We start from the raw sequence: 24,093 nt of genomic DNA on the forward strand, positions 1-24,093 counted from the left end.
GATCAGTGCGCCACCATCGCGGTGGACTGGATGCCGCTGACGATCGCGCCGGCGCCGAACAGCACGAAGCAGCCGATGATCACGGTCGCGCCGAAGCGCCAGTTCATCCGGCCCGTGAGCATCATGAAGCCGACCATCGCGACCGCGATCACGGCGACGGCGGTGGCGACATTGCCCATCAAGGTGCCCTGCAGCCAACCGAGCGCGGCGACAATCGGGCCGGAGCCCGCGGGGTTGGCGCCTGCCGCCTGCGCGAAGGCCGAGGAGGGCAGGAGGGCGGCCGCGATCAGGGCGGCGATACGCTTGGTCATCTGGTGGCGAGTCCTGTCGAAAGGTCCGGCGTCAGCCGGTCGATGATGGTGGAGACATAGGCGCGGGTCTCGGCGATGCGCGGCAGGCCGCCGGCACGCACCACCCGGCCCGGACCGGCATTGTAGGCGGCGAGCGCACGCTCGACATCGCCGTCGAAGCGATCGAGCATCTGGCGGAGATAATGCGCGCCGCCGTCGAGATTGGCGGAGGGGTCCTTGGCGTCGACCGCCAAAGCGCGGGCGGTGCCCGGCATCAGCTGGGCGAGACCGACCGCGCCCCTGGCGCTGACCGCCGCCGGATGCCAGCGGCTTTCCTGCCAGACCAGAGCGGCGAGCAGCTGCGGGCTGAGATCATAATGCGCCGCCGCCGTCTCCAGCGGCGCTCGCAGCGCGTCGGGCACCTGTGCCGGCGCGGCGATCTCGGTGACGGCCGCAACGGGAATGGCGGGCAGATCGTCCCCAGTCTCGGCGTTCGCGGCGGCAGGATCGATCCACTGCACCTCCGCCCCGCCCGTGCGGACATGGACCGTGCCTTGGTCGTCGATCTCCAGCACATCGGCATGCGCGATCCCGCCGCCCAGCGGCAGGATGGAAAACGCCAACGATGCCGCCCAAAGCCGCAAGTCCGCCCCGCTCATGCGAAAGTCAGCGATTCCGGATCGCTCGGGCCTGCATCGACAAACCACATGACAGTTCGGCGTCAATTCGTTGACGAAACGAAGATGATGTCTGAAAATTATTTCATACCGGAAATAATATGGCGAAGACTCGCCCGTTTTACTGAATGTTGCCCGACGGTTCCCGAACATTAAAAACTGTTAATGTACGGTCGTCACGCCTCTGTCACGTTCCGGTGGTGGGTCCGGCATGGGCACGGGGGCCGTGACCTGCAGCTTTGCTGGCCTGGATTTTCTGTACGGACGTGCGCCCGTTGCGGGTGCGCGCTGCCGTCGGCTGTGGAGACCATAATGATCCGCACGCGGTTATCTTCATCGATGAAAGTGGCCTGCATGGCGCTCCTGTTGAGCTCCTGCGGCCATTCGCACAACGACAGCAGCGAGACCGGGGGCACCACGCCGCCCGCGCTGTCCGAACAGGATGCGCTGGCGACCGCGACCCCGATCAAGCATCTGGTCGTGATCTTCGGCGAAAACGAGTCCTTCGATCACTATTTCGGCACCTATCCGCAGTCGGCCAATCCGGCCGGCGAGCCGGTTCCGGATTCGGCGAACGCGCCGTCGAACGTCGCCAACGTCAACGGCTACATCCGCAGCGCCTCGCTGCTGACGGCGAACCCGAACACCACCAGCGCGGCCAACATCGCCAAGGCGTCGGCGGCGGGCTTCCCGGCGAGCTACATGAACCCGTTCCGGCTCGATCGCGCGCAGTTCGACACGTCCAGCCAGAACCACGCCTACACGCCCGAGCAGCAGGCCACGAACAACCTGAAGATGGATTCGTTCGTCGCCTACACCGGCAAGGGCTCGGCCGGCGGCGCCGGCGCGTTCGGCACGGTCGCGCAGGTGATGGGCTATTTCGACGGCAACACCGTCACCGCGATGTGGAACTACGCCCAGAACTTCGCGATGAGCGACAACGCCTATACCGACAGCTTCGGTCCGTCGACGCCGGGCGCGATCAACGTGATCTCGGGCACCACCTCTGGCGCCGACAAGCTGATCCCCGGCGACACCATCGCCGACGGGCAGGGCAAGTTCACCATGATCAACGACGGCGATCCGGAGGGCGACATCTGCTCGACCAACGCCGCCATCACCGCCACCATGGCGGGCAAGAATATCGGTGATCTGCTCAACTCGGCGAAGATCACCTGGGGCGGCTTCATGGGCGGCTTCGATCTGACCGCCAAGAATGCCAACGGCACCGGCGGCGATCCGACCAAGTGCACGCGCAGCACCGTCTCGCCGAACACCAACCGCACGGTGAACGACTATGTCCAGCACCATGCCTGGTTCCAGTATTACGCCTCGACGCTGAACCCGAACCACAGCCGCCCGAGCTCGACGGCGATGATCGGCCACACCGAGACCACCGACGGCCCGGTCGACGTCCACTCGGCCACGCTGTCGACCAACAAGGCGGTCAACCACCAGTACGACTATAACGACTTCGTCTCCGCAGTGAGCGCGGGCAACTTCCCTTCGGTCAGCTATATCAAGGCCCCGGCCTTCCAGGATGCCCATCCGGGCAACTCCAACCCGCTCGACGAGCAGGCCTTCGTCACCAAGGTGATCAACTTCCTCCAGCAGCAGCCGGACTGGAAGAACACCGCCGTCATCGTCACCTACGACGACTCGGACGGCTGGTACGATCATTCCGCGCCGAATATCCTGAACTCGTCGTTCGATCCGACCGCCGACCAGATGAACTCGGCGGGCACCTGCACCGGCCCGAACGCCAAGCAGGCGCTCGACGTCAACGGCAAGCAGGTCAACGGCCGCTGCGGCCCGGGCACCCGGACCCCGTTCCTGGTGATCTCGCCCTACGCCAAGGTGAACTACGTTTCCTCGACGCCGATCACCCAGTCCTCGGTCGTCCGCTTCATCGAGGACAATTGGCTGAATGGCCAGCGTCTCGGCGGCGGCTCGAACGACGCGATCGCGGGCAACATCATGGACATGTTCGACTTCCAGTCCGCCCCGCACACCACCCCGGTCTTCCTCGATCCGACGACCGGCAAGAAGACCTCGTCCGCTCCCGCGTAACGCGCGAACGGCCGACGAGAATGACCCTCCCGCCGGCGATCCCGGCGGGAGGGTTCTCCTTTTTCCAGCCTTGTGAAGTGCCATGAACCACCAGCCCAGCACCCTCTCGTCCGCCGATCCCGCCGCCGCGCCGAACGCGCGATCGACAGGTTGGCGCTGGGCAGCGGGCGGGGTCGGCGGCGCCCTGTTGCTGGTGGCCGGCACCATCGGCTTCTTTCTCGTACATCCCGAAAAGGCGCCGTCCTCGCTCGACCGAATGATTGAGGACGTCAGCGGCGAGAATCCGCATCCGGTGGTGCTGGTGCGCCCGCAGGTGCAGCCGCTGAGCGCGCTGGCGCTGCTAGGGCAGAAGATCTTCCACGATCCGTCGATGTCCGCGTCGGGCCGCCAGTCCTGCGCGTCGTGCCACGATCCGGCGCGCTCCTACGGCCCGCCCGACGATCGCGACGTGCAGCTCGGCGGGCCGACCATGGCCTCCGAGGGGCTGCGCCCTCCGCCTTCGCTCGCCTATCTCTATCGCCAGGGGCCGTTCGGTATCGGCCCGGCGACCGAAGAGAACGACAATCCGACGCCGCTCGACCAGCTCGCGCAGCAGGCGCAGGGCACGGCCCGCGCCACCAAGTCGGCGGGCACGGCACCGGCCGCCAACCAGATGGTGCCGAGCGGCGGCCTGTTCTGGGACGGACGCGAGGACACGTTCATGGATCAGGCCAAGGGCCCGATGATGAACCCGGCCGAGATGGCCAACAAAGGCATGTACGACGTCGCCGCCAAGCTGGCGCGCGCGAAATATGCGAACGACTTCAAGCCGATCTTCGGCAAGGACATCCTCAACCAGCCGGCGATGCTGTTCACCGAGGCGATGTCGGCGCTGTCGCGCTTCCAGGTGGAAGCACAATCCTTCCACCGCTTCGACAGCAAGTACGATCACTGGCTGGAGGGCAAGGCGCGGCTCAGCCATGCCGAGATGCGCGGCCTGCGTCTGTTCAACGATCCCGCCAAGGGCAATTGCGCCGGCTGCCACCTCAGTCAGCCGACCGCCGACGGCCTCCCGCCGCTCTTCACCGACACCGAGTACGAGGCGCTCGGCGTGCCGCGCAACCGCCGCCTCGCGGTCAATCGCGATCCGCGCTTCTTCGACATGGGGTTGTGCGGCCCGCTGCGCGCCGATCTGGCGAAGCAGACCCAATATTGCGGCATGTTCCTGACCCCGACTCTGCGCAACAGCGCGAGACGCGGCGTGTATTTCCACAACGGCCTCTATCACGACCTGAAGCAGGTGGTGGATTTCTACAATTTGCGCGACGTCCAGCCCGGCCGCGTCTATCCGCACGACGCAACCGGCAAGGTCCACAAATATGACGATCTGCCGCAGGCCTATCGCGCCAATATCGATGTCGCCGACCAGCCGCTGGATCGCAAGCCGGGCGACCGGCCGGCGCTGACCGACGCCGAGGTGCGGGATATCATCGCCTTCCTCAACACGCTGAACGATGGCGACAAAAGCGCCGGCTACTGAGCGATCGCGTCACCGGATCGTAACGACACCGAACTGACGCAAATCCATCGCGGAGGTGAAACGGACTCCCTCCATGCAGCCTGCGAGAGCGCGGTTCCGCGCCCAGCATCAAGGGGGCTTATTCATGAAGATGTCGTTCCGCCTGCTCGCCGGCGTGGCCTGCGTCGCGCTGCTGCCTGCCGCTGCCTTCGCCGCCGACACGGCTGTCGCCACCGATGCTGCGGCGCCCGCCGCCTCGTCCGATGCACCGGCCGACGACTCGTCGCAGGAGATCGTGGTGCTCGGCTTCGGCAAGAGCCGCCAGGTGCAGGAGATCAACGCCGCCGACATCGCGCGAATCGTGCCGGGCGCCAGCCCGCTCAAGGCGATCGAGAAGCTTCCCGGCGTCAATTTCCAGGCGGCCGATCCATTCGGCGCCTATGAATGGGCGGTGCGCATCTCGCTGCGCGGCTTCAACCAGAACCAGCTCGGCTTCACGCTCGACGGCGTGCCGCTCGGCGACATGAGCTACGGCAACGTCAACGGCCTGCACATCAGCCGCGCGATCATCTCCGAGAACGTCGCCCGCACCGAGGTGGCGCAGGGTGCCGGCGCGCTCGGCACCGCGTCGACCAGCAACCTTGGCGGCACCATCCAGTTCTTCTCGGATTCACCCAAGGAAAAGATGGGGCTCACCGTCAATGGCTCGTATGGCGCCGACGATACCGAGCGCGCCTATGTCCGCATCGATTCGGGCGACATCGGCGGCAGCGGCCTCAAGGGCTATCTGAGCTACGCCTTCCTCCACGCCGACAAGTGGAAGGGTGACGGCCCGCAGCGTCAGCACCAGGTCAACGCCAAGATCGTCGAGGATCTCGGCGATCTCGGCAGCATCTCGGCCTTTGCGAACTTCTCCGATCGCCGCGAGACCGATTATCAGGATCTGAGCTACGACATCATCCGCCGCCGCGGCCTGCGTGACGACAACCTGACCGGCAACTATCCGCTCGCCGTCGAGCTCGCCAAGATCTACCAGAACCAGGTCGCCTTCTCGCAAGGCAAGCCGGAGCCGTGGTTCGGCGAGGGCATCGTCTTCCCGGCGGGCTTCGGCACGGTGGACGACGAATATGCCGACGCCGGCGGCCTGCGCCGCGACTGGCTGGGCGGCGTCACCTTCGACGCGCACCTGACGCCCGAAATCAACCTGAAGGCGACCGGCTACTATCATAACAACAAGGGCCAGGGCAGCTGGATCACCCCCTACCAGCCCACGCCGGCCGGCGCGCTGAACCAGGACGGTACCGTCATCGCTGATCCGGGCGCGCTCTCCTTCCGCACCACCGAATACCGCATCAGCCGCGGCGGCCTGATCGGCGCTGCGACCTGGGAGCACGGCCCCAACACGTTCGAGATCGGCGGCTGGTTCGAGAGCAACAGCTTCGATCAGGCGCGCCGCTATTACGGCCTCGACGACAGCGACGTGCAGTCGCGCCCGACGCTCGATTTCCAGAGCAACCCCTTCCTCACCTCGTGGGACGGCAAGTACGACACCCAGACCTGGCAGTACCATGTCGAGGACACGCTGAAGCTGCTCGACGACAAGCTCGTGCTGAACGGCGGCTGGAAGGGTGTGAACGTCATCAACACCGCCAACATGCGGGTGGATGGCGGCCTCGCTTCCGGCCAGATCAGCGCGCGTGACTGGTTCCAGCCGCAGGCGGGCCTCGTCTATCACGTGACGCCCAATGCCGAGGTGTTCGGCGACTATACCGAGAATATGCGCGCCTTCGTCTCGTCCGCGACGACCGGGCCGTTCTCGACCACGCAGGTGGGCTTCAACGCCATCGCCGGCAAGCTGAAGCCCGAGCGTTCGAAGACGGCGGAAGGCGGCGTCCGCGTCCATTACGGGCCGCTCCAGGCCTCGGCGGTCGGCTATTATGTCAACTTCTCCAACCGCCTGCTGGTGATCACCAACGGCGTCGGCATCCAGGGCCTCGCCAACACGCTCGCCAACGTCGGTTCGGTGCACACTTACGGCGCGGAGCTGTCGGTCAACTACCGCATCCTCAACCCGCTCTCGATCTTCGCGAGCTATTCCTACAACAGCTCCAAATACGAGAACACGGTGATCGACGCGGCCGGCAAGCTGCAGGTCAACAAGGGCGACAATGTCGTCGACACCCCCAAGAACATGGTGAAGGGCGAGGTCGTCTATGACGACGGCCAGTTCATGTTCCGCATGGGCGCCGACTATATGTCCAAGCGCTACGTCACCTACACCAACGACGTTTCGGTGAAGGGCCGCGTGCTGGTCGATGCCTCTGCGGGCTACACGATCAGGGGCATGGGCGCGCTCGACGGGCTGAACGTGACGGCCAACGTCACCAACCTGTTCGACAAGAAGTATATCGGGACGATCGGTTCCAACGGCTTCGTCGCCAGCGGGGACTCGCAGACGATGCTGGCCGGCGCGCCGCGCCAGTGGTTCGTCAGCGTCAAGAAGAGCTTCTGATGATCCAGCGAGGCGGCGGGCCGGCCCCGCCGCCTCAGCCGGGCTTGCGGAACAGATAGACGAACTGGTCGGTGTGGCCTCGGATCGTCTTGTCGAACACCTTCTTCGTGTGATCGTCGGCCGGGTTGGCGAGGAGCTTGCTCGCGCCGACGAAGCGGAAGCCGGCCGCTGTCACCTGCGCCTTCACCACCGCCGGATCGATCCGGTGGAGCGTGTTGGTGTCGCGCAATCCGCTGCCGGCGGTGGCGACATGATCGATCACCAGGAAGGCGCCGCCTGGCTTGAGCGCCGCATACGCCGCCTTGTCCAGCACGGCAGGATCGGTAGGCCCCATGAAGGGGTCGGGATAATCGTGGTAGTTCTGCGCGGTGAAGATCAGGTCGACCCGCTCCGGCGCGGCGAGCGCGGCGGCGGGCTGCTCCAGCACCGTGACGTTGGGATAGCCGGTGGCGAGCGCCTTGTATGGGCCAGGCTCGTCGTCATCGACCTTCGCATATTCGGCCGGCCAGACGCCATAGACATGCCCCGACGCGCCGACCGCGCCGGCGAACAGCCGCGTCCAGTATCCGCCGCCCGGGATCAGGTCGATCACCGTCTGGCCGGGCTTCACGCCGGCGAAGGCGAGCAGCTCGGGGCCGTGGCGGGTGGCATCCTTGGCGGCATCGTCGTGGCGCGCCGGATCGGCGGCGGCGTGGGCGATGTTGGCCGGCAGCTTAGGCGCGGCGGCGATGGCGGCGGTGCCTGCGAGCAGGGCGAAGGCGAAGGCTTTGATCATGGCAGGCTCCCCGGGTGTGATGGGAGCAGTGGGCGCGGGGTGCGGGCGCTGGGGAAGCGGGTTTCTGCGAACGGCTGGCGGGAATCGACGAACGTGATCGTCAAGGTGTGTGGCCCGCATCGATCAGACGATGCTTGAGCGTCGATGAGCGCTGTGCCACCGTCTCGTCGGTTCGATCGGGGCGAAGACGGGCATCCAATTTCATGCGTTATGGTGATCGCCGCCGCTCCCGGCCTTTCGATGCGTGGGACCCCTATAGCGACGATCCCGCACCGCCTCGTCGTAATCGATACGCGCCACGTCGGCTGATCCGGATCGCTATCCCGCTGCTCATCGCGGGTGCCGCGCTGGGGAAGGACCTGTGGCACATATTCGAACCCGATCGACCCGCCACGATGGACCGTGCAGCGCCATCCGATACCAATTTCCAGCCGGTCCGGCCCATCGCCGACCGGCCGCAGCGTCCCGATCCCCGTACCGCCCTTCCTCGACGAGCCATGGCGGAGGATAGTCCCGGCTCTTGGTTTACCGACGACGACTATCCGCCCTCCGCACTACGTGACAATCTGCAGGGACCGGTGACCTTTCGCTACACGGTCGGTGCGGATGGATTGGCGCGGGACTGCCGGGTGACGAAAAGCAGCGGCTCCGTCGTGTTGGATGGGACGGCGTGCGGCGTGTTCACCCTCCACGCCCGATACTGGCCGGCGCGAGACCGGGCGGGTAGGGTCGTTGCGGAGAGCGATACACAGACTGTTCGGTGGCAGATCCCGAAGGATTAATCGGCGCGGTCGCAAAAACCTGAGGCGGATAATCGGCAATTATCAAGGCAGCGCATCCGCCCGCCCGGTCAGCCCCGCGAGCAGCATCAGCACGCCCAGCGCGACGCTGACGATCGCCCACAGCCGCGCATTCGCCAGAAACGGCTGCGCCATCCGCACCAGCACCTGCGGCACCGCGATCAGAAGCAGCCCTTCCAGCGCGAAGATCGCGGCCAGCAACGTCACGATGACGCTCAGCGGATCGTAGAGGACATGGTGCGGGATCAGGATTGCGGTGCCGATCGCGAACACGCCGAGTCCGATCCCGTAGGTCAGCCCCGGCACGCGCACCAGATCGTCCACCATCGCGCGCATCCGCTCGGGCGACAGCAGCAGGCCGATCCCCGCCGCGATCCAGTAGAGACCGATCGCGGTCGCGAGGTCGAGCGTCAGAACGGTGAGCGTGTGGATCATGCGTGGAAAACGCGCCGTGCGACGGGGTCGTTCCTGAACGGAGGCGAAACGACGGGTTCAGGGGAGATAAAGCGCTGATCCGGCGTTGTGGGGCAGTCGCCGCGACTGTTCGCGGTCCCGAGGGGAGAGAGACGATGCCCATGAAACGATCGATGTCGGCCTTGATGGCCTGCGCGATGCTGCTGCCGCTGGCCGGCTGCTATGGCGATGATGACGGCCCGCGCGGCTACGGCCCACCGCCGCCTCCGCCGCCGCCGCCCGGCGGCTATTACGATCACGATCGTCCGCCGCCCCCGCCGGGTGGCTATTACGACAACGGCGCTCCGCGCGGCGATCGCGGCGGCTATTGGGATCGCGATGCGCCTCCGGGCTACGATCCCAGTCGCGACTATCGCGACGAGCAGGGCCAGGATCGCGTGATCACCCGCGACGATCGCGTCTATCGCGGCAGCGACAACCGCTATTACTGCAAGCGCTCGGACGGCACGACCGGCACGGTGGTCGGCGCGATCGGCGGCGGTGTGCTGGGCGCCATCCTCGGCGGTGGCGGCGCGCTCGGCACGATCCTGGGTGCTGGCGGCGGCGCGTTGCTCGGCCGCTCGGTCGACAAGGGCGAGGTGCACTGTAGGTGAACTGACGGCTCCCCTTCCCACGCGGGGAGGGGAGCCTCAGTGGCTGACGTCGTCGATCAGATGGTCGAGCGCCTTGCGCGCGCCGTTGGCATAGCCGGTGAAGCTGGCGCGCGATACGCAGGCGTCGTGCGCGCTGGCGTCGATCGGATGATCCCACGCGCAGCGATGCGTCGGCGTGAGGCCCAGATAGTAGAGGTGGAACAGCACCGCCCCAGCGACGAGGCCGAGCAGCAGGAGGAGCAGTGATCGCATAGCCCTCCCTTATCAGCGCGCGAGGAAGCCCGCCACTCGACATCGACGGCGGATCACGGCACGGGGCGGGGATGACCGGTTCCGAACTGCGCGACCTGCTGGTGCGAGACCTCGCGAAATCCCATGGGGGCGGCACGGCGCGGTGGCGCAAGATCGTCGGCGGCGTGAAGGTCTATTCGCGTGACACCCACGCGCATTGCAACTGGGACATCCGCCCCGCCGGCGCGATTCACGAGGTCGCGATCGTCGAGCGGTCGATCGACGCGATCCGCGCGCGGTACCCGTTCGTCGATCAGGGGTGACCGCATATCCCTCAACCTTGCACCGAACGGCGGCCACCTCTCGTCCCGATGAACCTATCGTCGACGACACGCCCAAACGCGCGCTGCTGGCAAACCGGACCGGCACTTGAGCAACGGTTGCGTGCGGCTGGAGGATGCCGCCGCGATCGGCCGGCTTCTGATCGGCAATATAATTTCACCACAAGCTCTAAGCAGCCCGAGCAGGATGTGTCGCTCCCTCAGCCGGTGCCGGTCTATCTGACGTACCTCACGGCCGTGCCGACCGCGAAAGGCGTGGGCTTCATCGCGGACGTCTATGCTCGGGACGGCGCCGAATGAGCGCGATCAGCTGTCGTGGTGCGGGCGCCCCGACCGTTCCTGCGAGCCGGGCGGCGCATCCTTGCCCCAGTCGAACGGCCGCCATCCGCCGTGCATGTCGCGGATCAGCGGCGTGCCGCACCGGGCGCACGGCGCGCGATAGTCGACGCCGTCATGCCACACCTTCGTCCGCAACCGGCGGTGGCCGACCACGCGGCAGAGCATGCTGGCCATCTTGTTGGGCATGGTGACGCCCTTTCGCCGATGCACAGGAATGTGCGACAATGACTATCTCACGCTGCGACGCAGCAGCAAAATGACAAATGAGCAAGCCGGTTGCCAGTTTCGGGACACATGGATGCGCCGCAGACGCCGCCGATCGATGCGGCATCGTTGATCCTGATGCGTGAGCGCGTTTCGGGCGATCCGGAATATCTAATCGTGCAGCGCGGCAGCGGCCTGGTCTTCGCGGCCGGCGCCTATGTCTTTCCCGGTGGGCGGGTGGACCCCGAGGATCGGGCGCGGGCCGGGCGCGATCTGCCGGACATCGATCCGGTCGACGCGGCGGCCCGCATTGCCACAATTCGCGAGACCGCCGAGGAAACCGGCATCGATGTCGAGGCATCGCCGGCCGATCTGATTCCCTTCGCGCGCTGGCTTCCCGTGCACGAGGAGGTGATCCGCCGGTTCGACACGCGTTTCTACCTCGCCTGTATCGATCGCGATGTCGTTCCGGTGGCGGACGGGGAAGAAAGCAGCCAGGCCTTTTGGGCGACAGCGCGCGATGTGCTCGATCGCTGTGCCCGAGGTGACGGTCGCGCGATCTTCCCCACGCGGCGGCTGCTGGAGCGGCTGGCGCGATTCGGCAGCTTCGAGGAGGCGCGCACGGAAGCGGAGCGGCTTCCGCCGCGCATCATCTCGCCCTGGGTCGAGCAGCGCGATGGGGAGCGTTGGCTCTGTATTCCGGATGACGCCGGATATCCGGTCACCAGCGAAGCGCTCGCGACGGCCTTCCGCTACTAGAGGCGGTTCACGCCTTTTCGATCGTGCACTGGAGCGGGTGTTGATGCTGCCGGGCGAAATCCACTACCTGGGTCGCCTTGGTCTCGGCGACCTCGTGGCTGAACACGCCGCACACGCCGACGCCCTTCTGGTGGACGTGGAGCATCACCCGCGTCGCATCCTCGATGCTCATCCGGAAGAAACGCTGCAGGCACAGCACGACGAATTCCATCGGCGTATAATCGTCGTTGAGCATCAGCACCTTGTAGAGCGACGGCTTCTTGGTGCGCGTGCGGGTGCGGGTCGCGACGCCGAGGCCGGTGCCGGCATCCTCGCCGTCCTTCTGGGCCATCCCGGTGACAGAGATGGCGCGAATCCAGGTGTCGCGGAGGGGGTCGTGCTGCTGCATGGTCATCGAGCAGAATATGGCATTGCGCGGGGGCAGGGCAAGGGGATGCGAATGGCAAGGGCGGTGCAAAAACGAGGAGCGGGCCAGCACGCGCTCCTATCCCGTTCGGGCTGAGCTTGTCGAAGCCCGGTTCTTCCTTTTTGCGTGGTCGGGGAAGAAGGGCAGCACTTCGACAAACTCAGTGCGAACGGAGGGTTGATGTCGAAACGAAAAAGGCCGCCCCTCGCGGGACGGCCCTTTCCCGTTACCGTCTCGGAAGAGATCAGAAGGCGGCGGTGGCCTTCACCTTCTCGACCGCGACCGCATAGCGATTCGAGATCGGCTGGGCGACGTCGCCGGCCAGCTTCAGCCATGCCTCGGTCACCTTGGTGCTCTCGGCGACGGCGCTCTCGAAATAGGACTTCACATAGTCGCTCTGCAGCTTGAAGAGTTCGGTCGGCGACTTGGCCGACGCGAAGGTCTTGAACGCGGCGGTGCTGCTCTCGAACGACTTGCGGGCATAATCGGCGGCTTCCTGGCCGAGCGACTCGGCGGCCTTGGCGGCCAGCTTGCCGGATTCGACGATCGCCTCGACATTGCCCTTGCCGAAGTCGGACATTTCCTCGGCGAGCTTCAGGCTCTTCTCGTAATTGGCCTTGGCGCGCTCGCTGGCATCGCCGAAGAAGGCCTGCATCTTCTCGCCGGCATCGGCGGTGAACTTCTTGGCGGTTTCCTGGGCCTTGGTCACGGTGTCGTTCATGGTCTTGCTTCCCTCGATGAGGACGGCGGCTGGGGCCGTCTCAAGTTTCGTCACGGCTGCCTTCACGGCGGGCTTCGGCGCTGCCCTTGCGGGGGCGGGCGCCTCGGCCTTCGGTTCCACCTTGGTAGCGGACACTTCGACAGGCTTCGGCTGGGGAGCTGGAGCCACGGGTGCCGACTTGGTCTTGGGCGCGCTGGGCGCCGTCTTGGCAGCCACCGGCGCGGACTTCGCGACGACGGGTGTTGGTTTGGCCGACGGAGCGGCGGATTTCGGCGCCGGCTTCGCGGCGGCAGCCTTCGGAGCGGGCGCGGCCTTCACCGGTGCCGGGGCAGCGGCCTTGGCCACTACGGCGGGCTTCGGCGCAGGCTTCGGAGTGTCCACGGCAACGGGCTTGGCTTCGGCGACCGGCGCGGCGGGCTTCGCCGCCACCGGGGGCTTGGGCTCGGTCGCAGGCGCCTTGGGCGTCGCGGGCTTGCTCGTCTCGTCGGCCATGAATTCCGCTCCGGCAGCACTGTTACGCTTATGTTGCGATGCACAATACACAATCGCGGTTCATGCTGCAAGCGCTTATTGTGCACTGCAGCATAAAATATGGGCCGAAGCGAAAAGGGACTGCGACGAACCGTGTCAGCGCTCGATGACGTAGCGTCCGGGCGCATCCTCGATGGCCTTGCGCCTGCCTTTGCCGGGGATGCGCGCACGCGTGGCAGAGACGGTCTCGCCGTCGCAATCCGCGATCCACCTACGCCAGTGCGGCCACCAGCTACCCTTGGTTTCTTTCGCAGCCGCAACGAACTGGTCGAGCGTCTCGGCCGGAGCGTCGCTCGTCCAATATTGATACTTGCCCGAGGCCGGCGGGTTGACCACGCCGGCGATGTGGCCGGAACCCGCCAGCACGAAGCGCAATGGGCCCCGGAAATGCTCGGTGATCTTCCACACGCTCTGCGGCGGCGCGATATGATCCTCGCGCCCGGCCTGCACATATGCCGGAGTCGCGACGCGGCTGAGATCGATCGGCACGCCCATCACGGTCAGCGCGCCCGGCTTCGCCAGCAGATTGTCGCGGTAGAGATCGCGCAGATAGCTCTGGTGCCAGCCGGCGGGCAGGTTGGTGACGTCGCCGTTCCAGTGCAGCAGGTCGAAGGCGGTATGGTCCTCGCCCATCAGGTAGTTCTGGACGACATAGTTCCAGATCAGGTCCTTGCCGCGCAGCAGGTTGAAGGTCGCGGCCATGTAGCGGCCGTCGAGATAGCCTTTGTCCCCGGCCAGCCCCGCCGCGAGATCGAGCTGGGTGTCGTCGACGAACAAGGTGAGGTCGCCGGCATCGGCGAAATCGACCTGCGCGGTGAAGAAGGTGGCCGAGGCGACCTTCTCCGCCTCGCCCTTCGCAGACAGCCAGGCGAGCGTCGTCGCCAGCGTGGTGCCGGCGACGCAATAGCCGATCGCGTGCACCGCCTCGACGCCGAGCAGATCGCGGATCGTGTCAATCGCGTCGATCTGCGCGGAGACGTAATCGTCGAGCGTGATGTGGGCGAGGCTCTCGTCAGCCGACTTCCACGAGACCATGAATACCGACAGCCCCTCGGCAACCGCCCAGCGGACGAAGCTCTTCTCGGGCTTGAGATCGAGGATGTAGAAACGGTTGATCCACGGCGGGAAGATCACCAGCGGGATCTTCGCGACCTCCTTCGTGGTCGGGGCGTACTGGATCAGCTGGTAGAGCGGGGTCTCGTGGATCACCTTGCCCGGCGTCGAGGCGAGGTCGCGGCCCACCTCGAACGCACCGCGATTCGAATGGGTCAGCTGGCCGCGATCGAGATCGGCCAGCAGATTCTCCATGCCCCTGAGCAGGCTTTCGCCGCGCGACGTGATGATCTTCTCGAGCGCCTGCGGGTTGGTCGCGACGAAGTTGGAGGGGGACATCGCCTCGACGAACGAGCGCGTCGCGAAGCGCAATTGCTCCTGCTGCTTGGGCGCGAGCCCGCCGATCGCCTCGACCGAGCGGAGCATATGCTCGGAGACGATCTGGTAGGATTGGCGGATCAGATCGAACAGCGGCAGATCGCGCCACTGCGGCGCCGAAAAGCGGCGATCGCTGTCGCCTTTCGGCGCCGGGACCGAGCCGGGATCGAGGAAGCGCTGCCAGAGCGTCAGGCTCTCCTTCCAGAAGTCGGCCTGCGCGTCGGCGAGCTTGTCGGTATCGAAGGAAACCGGTTGCGGATTGGTCCACAGCGCCGAGAAATCGGGCAGATTGGGCGCGGAAGGGACCTGCAGCGACTGTTTCGACGCATATTCGAGGATCAGCTGCTGGGCGCGGCCCATCACGCCGGTCCAGTGCTGGATCTCCTCGAGGGTGGGCTGGATCGCTTCGAGCGTGTCGGTCGTCTCGGCCAATCGTCCTCTCCGTCCACTCGCGCCTGTGACGGCGCCCGCGATTCGGCTATAGCGCGCCCGCCGCCATGGTGGCGAGCCGTTCAAAAGTCTTTGGGAAAAGGTCGTTTCGAATGTCCGAGGAATTCTACCGTATCCGTCGTCTGCCCCCCTACGTGTTCGCCGAAGTGAACGCGATGAAGGCAGCGGCGCGCGCGGCAGGCGAGGACATCATCGATCTCGGCATGGGCAATCCGGACGGCGCGCCCGCCCCGCACGTCATCGAGAAGCTCTGCGAGGTCGCGCGCGATCCGGGCGCGCATGGCTATTCCGCGTCGAAGGGCATCAAGGGGCTGCGCAAGGCGCAGGCCGGATATTATGCGCGCCGCTTCGGGGTCGATCTCGATCCCGAGACAGAGGTGGTGGTGACGCTGGGCTCCAAGGAGGGCCTCGCCAACCTCGCGCAGGCGATCACCGCGCCGGGCGACGTGGTGCTGGCGCCGAACCCGAGCTACCCGATCCACACCTTCGGCTTCATCATCGCGGGCGCCGCGATCCGATCGATCCCGGCGGCGCCGGGGCCGGATTTCTTCAAGCGGCTGGAACATGCCGTTGCCTACACCGTGCCCAAGCCCTCTGTGCTGGTCATGGGCTATCCGTCCAACCCCACCGCCTATGTGGCGGACCTCGCCTTCTACGAGCAGGTCGTGGCCTTCGCGAAGGAGCACAAGCTCTGGGTGCTCAGCGATCTCGCTTATTCGGAAATCTATTTCGGCGACACGCCGACGCCCTCGATCCTGCAGGTGCCGGGCGCCAAGGACGTGGCGATCGAGTTCACCTCGATGTCCAAGACCTATTCCATGGCCGGCTGGCGCATGGGCTTCGCCGTCGGCAACAAGACGCTGATCGGCGCGCTGACGCGGGTGAAGTCCTACCTCGATTACGGCGCCTTCACGCCGATCCAGGCGGCGGCGGTGGCGGCGCTCAACGGCCCGCAGGACATCGTCGAGCAGAACCGCCAGCTCTACAAGCGCCGCCGCGACGTGATGGTGGAGAGTTTCGGCCGCGCCGGCTGGGAGCTACCCCCGCCCGAGGCCTCGATGTTCTGCTGGGCGCCGATCCCGCCGGCACTCGCCCATCTCGGCGCGCTGGAATTCTCCAAGCAGCTGCTCACCCACGCGCAGGTCGCGGTGGCGCCGGGCGTCGGCTTCGGCGAGGAGGGGGAGGGCTATGTCCGCCTCGCGCTCGTCGAGAACGAGCACCGCATCCGGCAGGCGGCGCGCAACATCAAACGCTACCTCCAGTCGATGGGCGTCAACACGCCGACCACGGCGAAGGCGGTCTGAAGCTTTCGTTTCGCTGACGAAGCGGTTCATGGACGTGCCACACTTCTGAGCGCATAACCCAGATCAGGATTTGGCCGGGCAACCTTCGGGCGCCCGGCCGGTTCTGGGGGGACGCAAGAGGAGTGGACCCATGAAGAAGTTGATGTTCGGTGCCGTCGCCCTGTCGATGCTGGCGACCCCGATGGCGCTGCCCGCGCCTGCGATGGCCAAGCATTGGGGCCATGACAATGGCAACCATTATGGTTGGCAGGGCGATCGCCACGACTGGAACCCGCAGGGCTCCTATCATTACGATCGCCGCTACAAGGCGCGTCGCCTCGGTCGTGACGACCGTGTCTATCGCGGTGGCGACGGGCGCTATTACTGCCGCCGCAACGACGGCACGACCGGTCTGGTGATCGGTGCGATCGGCGGCGGCCTGCTCGGCAACGCGATCGGCGGCAACACGTTGGGCACGCTGCTTGGCGCCGGCGGCGGCGCGCTGCTCGGCCGCTCGATCGATCGCGGCAACGTGAAGTGCCGTTAAGCCTCATCCAGGCTTAATCGGCTTGCCCTGACCCTCCCGACGTGCCAGCGACGTCTGGTCACTCGGGAGGGTTTTTGATGTCGAAAGCGTTGCGCGTCGCTCTGGCTGGTCTCGGCACGGTGGGGGCCGGGGTGATCAAGCTGATCGACACCAACCGCGAGATCGTCGAGCGTCGCGCCGGCCGCGCGATCGAGATCGTCGCCGTCTCGGCGCGCGACCGTACCCGTGATCGCGGCGTCGACCTCGCTCGTTTCAACTGGGTTGATGATGCCGCCGAGCTCGCCGCCCGCGAGGATATCGACGTGGTGGTCGAGCTGATCGGCGGCGCCGACGGCCCGGCTCTGACACTGGCGCGGCGTACCATCGCGGCCGGGCGTCACTTCGTCACCGCCAACAAGGCGATGATCGCGCATCACGGCCTCGGTCTTGCGGGAGACGCCGAGGGCAAGGGCGTCGCGTTCAAGTACGAGGCGGCGGTCGCGGGCGGCATCCCGGTGATCAAGGGGCTGCGCGAGGGCGCGGCGGCCAATGCGATCGGGCGCGTCTACGGCATCCTCAACGGCACCTGCAATTACATCCTGACCACGATGGAGGCCGAGGGCCGCGACTTCGCCGAGGTGCTCGGCGAGGCACAGCGGCTCGGTTATGCGGAAGCGGACCCGTCTTTCGACATCGATGGCGTCGATGCGGCGCACAAGCTTTCGATCCTCGCCTCGCTGTCGTTCGGATCGAAGATCGATTTCGGCGCGGCGGCCATATCCGGCATCCGCCACGTTATCGCCGCCGACATCGCGCAGGCGCAGGCGCTGGGCTATCGCGTCCGCCTCGTCGGCCTCGCCGAGGCGCAGCCCGAGGGCAGCACCACCGCCGGCCTGTTCCAGCGCGTCGCACCCTGCCTGGTGCCGGCGAACCATCCGCTCGCCCATGTCGCCGGCTCGCTCAACGCGGTGGTGGCGGAGGGCAATTTCGTCGGCCGCCTGTTCTTCGAGGGCCGGGGCGCGGGCGAAGGCCCGACCGCTTCCGCCGTCGTCGCCGACCTGATCGATATCGCGCGCGGCGAATATGGCCCCGCCTTCGCCATGCCGGTGGAAAGCCTCGCCGAGATGGCGCCCGCGCCCGCCGGCGAGCGTCGCGGACGCGCCTACCTCCGCTTCTCCGTCGCCGACAGGCCTGGCGTGCTCGCCGAGATAGCGGCGGCCATGCGCGATGCAGGAGTCTCGATCGAGAGCTTGATCCAGCGCGGCACCACGCCCGACGGCGGCGTACTCGTCGCGATGGTGACGCATGAAGGGCCGGAACGCGCCGTCAGCGACGCGCTCGCCCGTCTCGAAGGCTCGCAGAGCCTGATCGGCGCGCCGATGCTGATGCACATCCTGGATGTCTGAGAGTCCAGCGCTGCCATTCTCGACATCGTAACCGGGCTTCCCTATCGCTCGCCCGTCCCGGCAAATTCAAGGAGTCGTCATGTCGACCAGCAGTATCGCCGCAAGTCAGGTTCTCGATCGCGTTCTCGTTCTCGAAATGGTGCGCGTCACGGAAGCGGCGGCGATCTCGGCGGCGAAGCTGATCGGGCGCGGCGACGAGAAGGCGGCCGACGCCGCCGCCGTCGAGGCGATGCGTGCCGCCTTCAACGAGCTGGAGTTCGACGGCACCGTCGTGATCGGCGAGGGCGAGCGCGACGAGGCGCCGATGCTCTACATCGGCGAGAAGGTCGGCACCGGCAAAGGCCCCAAGATCGACATCGCGCTCGATCCGCTGGAAGGCACCACCATCACCGCCAAGGCCGGCCCCAACGCGCTCGCTGTGCTGGCGATCGCCGAGGATGGCTGCCTGCTCAATGCGCCCGATGTCTATATGGACAAGCTGGCGATCGGGCCGGGCTATGAGCGCGGCCTCGTCAGCCTCGACCAGACGCCGACCGAGCGCGTCACCGCCTTCGCCAAGGCGAAGGGCGTGGAACCGGGCGAGATCACAGTGATGGTGCTCGATCGCCCGCGCCACGAGAAGCTGATCGCCGAGCTGCGCGCGCTCGGCTGCGGCGTGCACCTGATCCCGGACGGCGACGTCGCCGGCGTCATTTCCGTGACCGATCCGGAATCGACCGTCGACATGTATATGGGCTCGGGCGGCGCGCCCGAGGGTGTGCTCGCGGCGGCGGCTCTGTCGTGCGTCGGCGGCCAGTTCCAGGGCCGGCTGCTGTTCCGCAACGACGACGAGAAGGCGCGCGCCGCCAAGTGGGGCGTGACCGACCTCAACCGCATCTACCAGCTCGAGGATCTGGTGAAGGGCGACGCGATCTTTGCCGCCACCGGCGTGACCGACGGCTCGCTGCTCGATGGGGTCAAGCGCCGCAAGGACGGCGTGCTGACCACCGAGAGCGTGGTGATGCGCGCCTCCTCGCGCACCATCCGCTGGGTGAAGGGCGAGCACCACAAGCCCCGCTGAGTGGCGTTGACAGCGTAAGCCAAGAGCCTAATCCTCCCGAAAAACACGGGAGGGGTTTCCGGTGGCGTCGGTGCACGCGAACGAGCAATTGCTGTTCTCGATCCTGCTGCAGCTGATCCTGATGATCGGCGCGGCGCGGATCCTGAACGGCGTGTTCCGCGCGATGGGCCAGCCGGGCGTGATCGGTGAGATCGTCGCCGGCCTGATGCTCGGGCCGTCGCTTTTCGGCCATTTCTTCCCCGGCATCTCGCTCTCGATCTTCGGTGCCAAGGCCAGCCCGCCGATCACGATGCTGAGCCAGATCGGCCTGATCCTGCTGATGTTCCAGATCGGCGCGGATTTCGAATTCGGCCACCTCCGCTCCGCCAAGATGAAGCGCGCCACCCTGCTGATCGCGATCGGATCGATCGTCGTGCCGTTCGGTCTCGGCCTGTGGCTGGGCTTCGCCTCGCAGCCGAGCATCGCACCGTCGATCGATCCGCTGACCTATGCGCTGTTCTGCGGCGTCGCGCTGGCGATCACCGCGGTGCCGATCCTCGGCCGCATCCTGCGCGAGTTCGAGCTGACCCGTACCCCGATCGGCGTCGTCGCCATCTCGGCGGCCGCGATCAACGACGTGGTGGGCTGGGTGATGCTCGCCTGCATCTCCGCTTATGCGACGACGATGTTCTCCACCACCTTCCTGCTCTGGCGCCTGCTGGCGATCGGCGCACTGCTGCTGGTGTTGCGCTTCCCGCTCTCGCCGTTGGCGGACTGGCTGGTGCGCCGCTATCCGGTGGTGGATGGCCGCCTGCCCGCGAACCTGATGGCGGCGGTGCTGTGCCTCACCTTCGCGCTCGGCATCGCCACCTACCAGATCGGCATCTTCGCGATCTTCGGCGGCTTCGCCTGCGGCCTGCTCTTCCACCGGCACACCGAATTCGTCGCGGCCTGGCACAGGCAGGCTGGGCATTTCACCCTGGTCTTCTTCCTGCCCGTCTTCTTCACCTTCACCGGCCTGCGCACCAACCTGCTGGGCCTGGCTCCGAGCGATCTCGGCTGGCTGGCGCTGGTGCTGGCGGCAGCGATCGGGGGGAAGCTGGTGCCGGTGTTCCTCGCCGCGCGCACCGCTGGCTTCGACACCAACGAATCCTCGATCCTTGCCAGCCTGATGAACACCCGCGCGCTGATGGAGCTGATCGTGCTCAACATCGGCTTCGATCTCGGCTTTCTGCCGCAGACCATGTTCACGATGCTGGTGGTGATGGCGGTAGCGACGACGCTGATGACCGGGCCGCTGCTGAAGCTGCTGCTGCCGCGCGTCGGCCATGTCGTGCTGAGGGCGGCCGAGGCCTGATTCCAGAAGCTCGATTCACAGGCCCGTCATCATCCGCTAGGGCGGTGGCATGAACGCCGCCGCCCCCTGTGGAGTGACCCGATCGATCCTCGGCCAGCCCTGGCGCTGGCGCGGCCTCGCCAACGTCGACAGCGACGTGGGCTTCCGCCCGGACTCACTGGTCGACCAGTTACTGATGGCGCGCGGCTGCGCGCGGGACGCGCTGGAGAGCCACCGCGCACCCACCATCCGCGCCTTCATGCCCGATCCGTCGATCTTCCGGGACATGGACAAGGCGGCCGAGCGCCTCGCGCAGGCGGTCGAGCATCAGGAGCCGGTCACCATCTTCGGCGACTATGACGTGGACGGCGCCACCTCGGCGGCGTTGCTCGTCCGCCTGCTGCGCGATCTTGGCCTCAAGGCGGGCACCTACATCCCCGATCGCCTGCTCGAGGGCTACGGCCCCTCCGCCGATGCGCTGGTGCGGCTCGCGGAGGCAGGCGCGAGCCTCGTCGTCACCGTCGATTGCGGCGCGATGGCCTATGAGGCGCTGCAGGCCGCGAAGGATGCCGGGTTGGATGTCGTGGTGGTCGATCACCACAAATGCGCCACCTCGCTCCCGGTCGCGCACGCTTTGGTCAACCCGAACCGGCTCGACGAGGACGAAGGTGCGGCACACGGCCACCTTGCGGCGGTGGGTGTGGCGTTCCTGTTGGGCGCCGCGTTGATCCGGACGCTGCGCGCGCGCGGCTGGTTCGCCAACCGGCCCGAGCCCAAGCTTCTCGACCTGCTCGACATCGTCGCGCTCGGCACGGTGGCGGACGTGGCACAGCTCAAGGGCCTCAACCGTGCCTTCGTGGCGCAGGGCCTCAAGGTGATGGCCGGCCGCCGCAACATCGGCCTTGCCGCTCTGATCGAGGCGGCACGGCTCACCCGCAACCCGACCTGCACCGATCTCGGCTTCGCGCTTGGACCGCGCATCAATGCCGGCGGCCGCGTCGGCCGCGCCGATCTCGGCGTGCGCCTGCTGACCACCGAGGACGAAGGCGAAGCCCGCGCCATCGCCGCCGAGCTGAACATCCTCAACGAGGAGCGCCGCGCGATCGAGCAGGCGGTGCGCGAGGAGGCCGAGGCGCTGCTGGCGGCCCAAGGCAATCGCGCGGTGGCGGTGATCGCCGGCCATGGCTGGCACCCCGGCGTGATCGGCATCGTCGCCAGCCGGATCAAGGAACGCGCGGGCAAGCCCGCCATCGTCGTCGCGCTGGACGGCGGCATCGGCAAGGGATCGGGCCGCTCGATCTCGGGCGTCGATCTTGGTGCGGCAGTGCTGGCCGCCAAGGACAGCGGTCTGCTCGTCGCGGGCGGCGGGCACGCCATGGCCTGCGGCATTACCATCGACGAGGCGAAGCTCGACGCCTTTGCCGAATTTCTCGACGATCGCCTGGCGAAAGACGTCGCGGTCAGCTCCGATACCCGCGCGCTGCTGCTGGACGCGGTGGTCGGCCCCGGCGGCGTCACCCCGGCGCTGGTCGAAGCGCTGGAGGCGGGCGGCCCCTATGGCGCCGGCTGGCCCGGCCCGCGCGTCGCCGCCGGGCGGGTGCGCGTGGTGAAGGCGGACATCGTCGGCAACGGCCATGTCCGCGCGATCGTCTCGGGTGACGACGGCAAGCCGATCAAGGCAATGGCGTTCGGCTCTGCCGACACCGCGCTCGGCCAAGCGTTGCTCGGCGCGGGCTCGACGCGGAAGCTCTGGCTCGCCGGCCGCGCCCGCATCGACGATTGGGCGTCGCGCCCCGCGGCCGAACTTCATCTCGACGACGCCGCCTGGGCGGATTGACCGGACGCGCGTGATGCCCTAACGCGCGGCCTCGCTTCGCGCTGGCCCCATCGTCTAGCGGTCTAGGACGTCGCCCTTTCACGGCGAAAACACGGGTTCGAGTCCCGTTGGGGTCACCAAAATCCTCTCCCAGAGGGTTCCAGAAGATGCCAGGAATGGCGGATTTCTGCGGTTTTTCGTGGTAAGGTATCCCATACGGAGCGGTCTCGGACCACCGGATACCAGCACGTTGATGGTATGTCTGATGGTAGCGCAGCCCTCCCCGAGCAGGAGATACCATCATGGCGCTTACCGCTCTCGCGATCAGGAACGCCAAAGGCAGGGATAAGCCCTACAAGCTCACCGACAGCGACGGGCTGTTCCTCTATGTGACGCCGAATGGCCGTCGCTACTGGCGGATGAACTACCGCCACATGAGCAAGCAGAAGACTTTGGCCTTCGGGGTTTATCCCGATTCCGGTCTTGCCGAGGCCCGCGAGCAGCGCGACGCGGCTCGAAAGGTGTTGGCTCGCGGAGATGACCCCGCCGAGAAGATCAGGCTCGATAGGGTCGCGGCGACTGTGGCCGCCTCCAACAGCTTTAAGGCGGTCGCCGACGAATGGCTGGTGAAGGCAGAACGCGAAGGCCGCTCCGCCGTGACGATGAAGAAGCTCCGATGGTTGCTGGACTTCATCAACGCCTCGATCGGCAAGCGCCCGATCTCCGCGATCACGGCGCAGGAGCTTTTGACGATGCTCCGCAAGATGGAAAGCAAGGGCCGCTACGAAACCGCCAAGCGCCTGCGCAGCACATGCGGCCAGGTTTTCCGCTACGCTATCGCTACCGCCCGCGCGGATCGTGATGTAGCCGCCGACCTGCGCGGCGCGCTGATCGCTCCCCAACCTGTTCATCGGGCTGCGATCACCATTGCAGAAGAAGCAGGCGGTCTGCTGCGTGCGATCGAGGCGTTCGAGGGGCATCCCAACACCAAGACGGCGTTGCGACTACTGCCGCATGTGTTCGTCCGCCCAGGTGAACTGCGCCATGCTGAGTGGGCCGACTTCGATCTCGACAAGGCGCTTTGGACGATCCCGCCGCACAAAACCAAGATGCGGCGCCCACACAGCATTCCTCTCTCAACCCAGGCTCTCGCGATCCTCGGTAGCATCGAGCATGATGCGGATTACAGCCGGCTTCTGTTTCCGTCGCTGCGTTCGGTCGATCGGCCGATGTCGGAGAACACGATCAACGCGGCTTTACGGCGTATGGGATACGCGCAGGATGAAATGACCGGCCACGGCTTCCGCGCCATGGCGGCGACCTTGCTCAACGAAATGGGGCAGTGGCATCCCGATGCCGTCGAGCGTCAGTTGGCCCATTCCGATAACAACGCGGTGCGCCGCGCTTACACGCGGGGGGAATATTGGGATGAGCGTGCCTGCATGATGCAGCACTGGTCAGACTACCTCGATTTGCTCCGCGATGGGCGGAATGTGGTCACCGGCAAGTTTGCAAAGACGAGCCGTAAGGCCGCTTGACCGAGATTCGCGTCCACCGTGCCCCGCCGACGAACGGCGGGGCACGG

The 24,093-nt window shown here is 66.5% G+C and carries 23 protein-coding genes and 1 tRNA gene; 15 read left to right on the forward strand and 9 right to left on the reverse strand.

The window, feature by feature from the left end:
• Positions 1-2: 2 nt before the first annotated feature.
• Positions 3-311: a TrbC/VirB2 family protein gene (locus tag HZF05_RS00510; RefSeq protein ID WP_160364682.1), complete on the reverse strand. Its 309-nt coding sequence runs from the start codon at positions 309-311 to the stop codon at positions 3-5.
• Positions 308-913 (reverse strand): lytic transglycosylase domain-containing protein, encoded by a 606-nt coding sequence (locus HZF05_RS00515; protein WP_246331443.1) that lies wholly within the window; start codon positions 911-913, stop codon positions 308-310. Before HZF05_RS00515 ends, HZF05_RS00510 begins: the two co-directional genes overlap by 4 nt.
• A 408-nt stretch (positions 914-1,321) precedes the next feature.
• On the opposite strand from HZF05_RS00515, the gene HZF05_RS00520 reads away from it, so the two are divergent.
• The 3 genes from HZF05_RS00520 (at position 1,322) to HZF05_RS00530 (ending at position 7,047) form a co-directional block, all read left to right on the forward strand.
• Positions 1,322-3,037, forward strand: coding sequence for a phospholipase C (locus HZF05_RS00520; RefSeq protein WP_160364684.1), 1,716 nt, complete (start codon positions 1,322-1,324; stop codon positions 3,035-3,037).
• A gap of 82 nt (positions 3,038-3,119) precedes the next feature.
• A complete protein-coding gene (locus tag HZF05_RS00525; RefSeq protein ID WP_160364685.1) occupies positions 3,120-4,556 on the forward strand; it encodes a cytochrome-c peroxidase in 1,437 nt (478 codons plus the stop codon).
• A gap of 124 nt (positions 4,557-4,680) precedes the next feature.
• Entirely contained in the window at positions 4,681-7,047 is a 2,367-nt protein-coding gene (locus tag HZF05_RS00530) for a TonB-dependent receptor (RefSeq protein ID WP_160364686.1), read from the forward strand.
• 34 nt (positions 7,048-7,081) lie between these two features.
• Here the strand turns inward: HZF05_RS00530 and HZF05_RS00535 are convergent, their stop codons facing one another.
• Positions 7,082-7,822 carry a class I SAM-dependent methyltransferase gene (locus HZF05_RS00535; RefSeq protein ID WP_160364687.1) on the reverse strand — a complete coding sequence of 247 codons (741 nt, stop codon included), beginning with the start codon at positions 7,820-7,822 and terminating at the stop codon, positions 7,082-7,084.
• Between the two features lie 497 nt (positions 7,823-8,319).
• On the opposite strand from HZF05_RS00535, the gene HZF05_RS22360 reads away from it, so the two are divergent.
• Positions 8,320-8,604, forward strand: coding sequence for an energy transducer TonB (locus HZF05_RS22360; protein ID WP_425505606.1), 285 nt, complete (start codon positions 8,320-8,322; stop codon positions 8,602-8,604).
• Positions 8,605-8,646: 42 nt separating this feature from the next.
• Here HZF05_RS22360 and HZF05_RS00545 read toward each other — a convergent pair whose 3' ends face one another.
• Positions 8,647-9,057, reverse strand: coding sequence for a DUF2065 family protein (locus HZF05_RS00545; RefSeq protein WP_220129646.1), 411 nt, complete (start codon positions 9,055-9,057; stop codon positions 8,647-8,649).
• A gap of 134 nt (positions 9,058-9,191) precedes the next feature.
• Here HZF05_RS00545 and HZF05_RS00550 point away from each other — a divergent pair, with 134 nt between their 5' ends.
• The gene (locus HZF05_RS00550) at positions 9,192-9,689 is read left to right on the forward strand and encodes a glycine zipper 2TM domain-containing protein (RefSeq protein ID WP_425505597.1); all 498 of its coding nucleotides are present in this window, start codon (positions 9,192-9,194) and stop codon (positions 9,687-9,689) included.
• 36 nt (positions 9,690-9,725) lie between these two features.
• On the opposite strand, the gene HZF05_RS00555 is transcribed toward HZF05_RS00550, so the two are convergent.
• Positions 9,726-9,941 carry a hypothetical protein gene (locus HZF05_RS00555; protein WP_160364689.1) on the reverse strand — a complete coding sequence of 72 codons (216 nt, stop codon included), beginning with the start codon at positions 9,939-9,941 and terminating at the stop codon, positions 9,726-9,728.
• Between the two features lie 71 nt (positions 9,942-10,012).
• Here HZF05_RS00555 and HZF05_RS00560 point away from each other — a divergent pair, with 71 nt between their 5' ends.
• The gene (locus HZF05_RS00560; protein WP_160364690.1) at positions 10,013-10,243 is read left to right on the forward strand and encodes a hypothetical protein; all 231 of its coding nucleotides are present in this window, start codon (positions 10,013-10,015) and stop codon (positions 10,241-10,243) included.
• Positions 10,244-10,567: 324 nt separating this feature from the next.
• On the opposite strand, the gene HZF05_RS00565 is transcribed toward HZF05_RS00560, so the two are convergent.
• Positions 10,568-10,786 carry a hypothetical protein gene (locus tag HZF05_RS00565; RefSeq protein WP_160364691.1) on the reverse strand — a complete coding sequence of 73 codons (219 nt, stop codon included), beginning with the start codon at positions 10,784-10,786 and terminating at the stop codon, positions 10,568-10,570.
• A gap of 90 nt (positions 10,787-10,876) precedes the next feature.
• On the opposite strand from HZF05_RS00565, the gene HZF05_RS00570 reads away from it, so the two are divergent.
• Positions 10,877-11,563, forward strand: coding sequence for an NUDIX hydrolase (locus HZF05_RS00570; RefSeq protein WP_343046798.1), 687 nt, complete (start codon positions 10,877-10,879; stop codon positions 11,561-11,563).
• A 7-nt stretch (positions 11,564-11,570) separates the two neighbouring features.
• Here the strand turns inward: HZF05_RS00570 and clpS are convergent, their stop codons facing one another.
• The 3 genes from clpS to HZF05_RS00585 form a co-directional block, all read right to left on the reverse strand.
• Positions 11,571-11,894 carry an ATP-dependent Clp protease adapter ClpS gene (clpS, locus tag HZF05_RS00575; protein ID WP_026095298.1) on the reverse strand — a complete coding sequence of 108 codons (324 nt, stop codon included), beginning with the start codon at positions 11,892-11,894 and terminating at the stop codon, positions 11,571-11,573.
• A 319-nt stretch (positions 11,895-12,213) separates the two neighbouring features.
• Entirely contained in the window at positions 12,214-13,182 is a 969-nt protein-coding gene (locus tag HZF05_RS00580; protein ID WP_160364693.1) for a phasin family protein, read from the reverse strand.
• A gap of 135 nt (positions 13,183-13,317) precedes the next feature.
• Complete coding sequence (locus HZF05_RS00585) at positions 13,318-15,012, reverse strand: PHA/PHB synthase family protein (RefSeq protein WP_160365210.1); 1,695 nt, start codon at positions 15,010-15,012, stop codon at positions 13,318-13,320.
• A 182-nt stretch (positions 15,013-15,194) separates the two neighbouring features.
• Here HZF05_RS00585 and HZF05_RS00590 point away from each other — a divergent pair, with 182 nt between their 5' ends.
• The 8 genes from HZF05_RS00590 to HZF05_RS00625 all read left to right on the forward strand — a co-directional run bounded on the left by HZF05_RS00590 (position 15,195) and on the right by HZF05_RS00625 (position 24,046).
• Entirely contained in the window at positions 15,195-16,406 is a 1,212-nt protein-coding gene (locus tag HZF05_RS00590) for an LL-diaminopimelate aminotransferase (RefSeq protein WP_160364694.1), read from the forward strand.
• Positions 16,407-16,536: 130 nt separating this feature from the next.
• On the forward strand, positions 16,537-16,932 hold the full coding sequence (locus HZF05_RS00595; RefSeq protein ID WP_160364695.1) for a glycine zipper 2TM domain-containing protein: 396 nt from the start codon (positions 16,537-16,539) through the stop codon (positions 16,930-16,932).
• A 77-nt stretch (positions 16,933-17,009) separates the two neighbouring features.
• Positions 17,010-18,317, forward strand: coding sequence for a homoserine dehydrogenase (locus HZF05_RS00600; protein ID WP_160364696.1), 1,308 nt, complete (start codon positions 17,010-17,012; stop codon positions 18,315-18,317).
• A 79-nt stretch (positions 18,318-18,396) separates the two neighbouring features.
• Positions 18,397-19,377, forward strand: a complete 981-nt coding sequence (gene glpX, locus HZF05_RS00605; protein WP_160364697.1) for a class II fructose-bisphosphatase — start codon at positions 18,397-18,399, stop codon at positions 19,375-19,377.
• A 61-nt stretch (positions 19,378-19,438) separates the two neighbouring features.
• Positions 19,439-20,713, forward strand: a complete 1,275-nt coding sequence (locus HZF05_RS00610; RefSeq protein ID WP_343046799.1) for a cation:proton antiporter — start codon at positions 19,439-19,441, stop codon at positions 20,711-20,713.
• Positions 20,714-20,762: 49 nt separating this feature from the next.
• Positions 20,763-22,529 carry a single-stranded-DNA-specific exonuclease RecJ gene (recJ, locus tag HZF05_RS00615; protein ID WP_160364698.1) on the forward strand — a complete coding sequence of 589 codons (1,767 nt, stop codon included), beginning with the start codon at positions 20,763-20,765 and terminating at the stop codon, positions 22,527-22,529.
• Positions 22,530-22,572: 43 nt separating this feature from the next.
• Positions 22,573-22,648 (forward strand) — tRNA-Glu (locus HZF05_RS00620).
• 162 nt (positions 22,649-22,810) lie between these two features.
• On the forward strand, positions 22,811-24,046 hold the full coding sequence (locus HZF05_RS00625; protein WP_160364699.1) for a tyrosine-type recombinase/integrase: 1,236 nt from the start codon (positions 22,811-22,813) through the stop codon (positions 24,044-24,046).
• Positions 24,047-24,093 lie beyond the last annotated feature (47 nt).

The organism is Sphingomonas chungangi (assembly GCF_013778325.1).
GTDB classification, from domain to species: domain Bacteria; phylum Pseudomonadota; class Alphaproteobacteria; order Sphingomonadales; family Sphingomonadaceae; genus Solisphingomonas; species Solisphingomonas chungangi.

Excerpts from the sequence above, each read along its gene's own strand:
- HZF05_RS00510 (WP_160364682.1), bottom strand. The coding sequence starts at position 311 with ATGACCAAGCGTATCGCCGCCCTGATCGCGGCCGCCCTCCTGCCCTCC.
- HZF05_RS00520 (WP_160364684.1), top strand. The coding sequence starts at position 1,322 with ATGGCGCTCCTGTTGAGCTCCTGCGGCCATTCGCACAACGACAGCAGC.
- HZF05_RS00525 (WP_160364685.1), top strand. The coding sequence starts at position 3,120 with ATGAACCACCAGCCCAGCACCCTCTCGTCCGCCGATCCCGCCGCCGCG.
- HZF05_RS00530 (WP_160364686.1), top strand. The coding sequence starts at position 4,681 with ATGAAGATGTCGTTCCGCCTGCTCGCCGGCGTGGCCTGCGTCGCGCTG.
- HZF05_RS00535 (WP_160364687.1), bottom strand. The coding sequence starts at position 7,822 with ATGATCAAAGCCTTCGCCTTCGCCCTGCTCGCAGGCACCGCCGCCATC.
- HZF05_RS22360 (WP_425505606.1), top strand. The coding sequence starts at position 8,320 with ATGGCGGAGGATAGTCCCGGCTCTTGGTTTACCGACGACGACTATCCG.
- HZF05_RS00545 (WP_220129646.1), bottom strand. The coding sequence starts at position 9,057 with ATGATCCACACGCTCACCGTTCTGACGCTCGACCTCGCGACCGCGATC.
- HZF05_RS00550 (WP_425505597.1), top strand. The coding sequence starts at position 9,192 with ATGCCCATGAAACGATCGATGTCGGCCTTGATGGCCTGCGCGATGCTG.
- HZF05_RS00555 (WP_160364689.1), bottom strand. The coding sequence starts at position 9,941 with ATGCGATCACTGCTCCTCCTGCTGCTCGGCCTCGTCGCTGGGGCGGTG.
- HZF05_RS00560 (WP_160364690.1), top strand. The coding sequence starts at position 10,013 with ATGACCGGTTCCGAACTGCGCGACCTGCTGGTGCGAGACCTCGCGAAA.
- HZF05_RS00565 (WP_160364691.1), bottom strand. The coding sequence starts at position 10,786 with ATGCCCAACAAGATGGCCAGCATGCTCTGCCGCGTGGTCGGCCACCGC.
- clpS (WP_026095298.1), bottom strand. The coding sequence starts at position 11,894 with ATGGCCCAGAAGGACGGCGAGGATGCCGGCACCGGCCTCGGCGTCGCG.
- HZF05_RS00580 (WP_160364693.1), bottom strand. The coding sequence starts at position 13,182 with ATGGCCGACGAGACGAGCAAGCCCGCGACGCCCAAGGCGCCTGCGACC.
- HZF05_RS00585 (WP_160365210.1), bottom strand. The coding sequence starts at position 15,012 with ATGGGCCGCGCCCAGCAGCTGATCCTCGAATATGCGTCGAAACAGTCG.
- HZF05_RS00590 (WP_160364694.1), top strand. The coding sequence starts at position 15,195 with ATGTCCGAGGAATTCTACCGTATCCGTCGTCTGCCCCCCTACGTGTTC.
- HZF05_RS00595 (WP_160364695.1), top strand. The coding sequence starts at position 16,537 with ATGAAGAAGTTGATGTTCGGTGCCGTCGCCCTGTCGATGCTGGCGACC.
- HZF05_RS00600 (WP_160364696.1), top strand. The coding sequence starts at position 17,010 with ATGTCGAAAGCGTTGCGCGTCGCTCTGGCTGGTCTCGGCACGGTGGGG.
- glpX (WP_160364697.1), top strand. The coding sequence starts at position 18,397 with ATGTCGACCAGCAGTATCGCCGCAAGTCAGGTTCTCGATCGCGTTCTC.
- recJ (WP_160364698.1), top strand. The coding sequence starts at position 20,763 with ATGAACGCCGCCGCCCCCTGTGGAGTGACCCGATCGATCCTCGGCCAG.
- HZF05_RS00625 (WP_160364699.1), top strand. The coding sequence starts at position 22,811 with ATGGCGCTTACCGCTCTCGCGATCAGGAACGCCAAAGGCAGGGATAAG.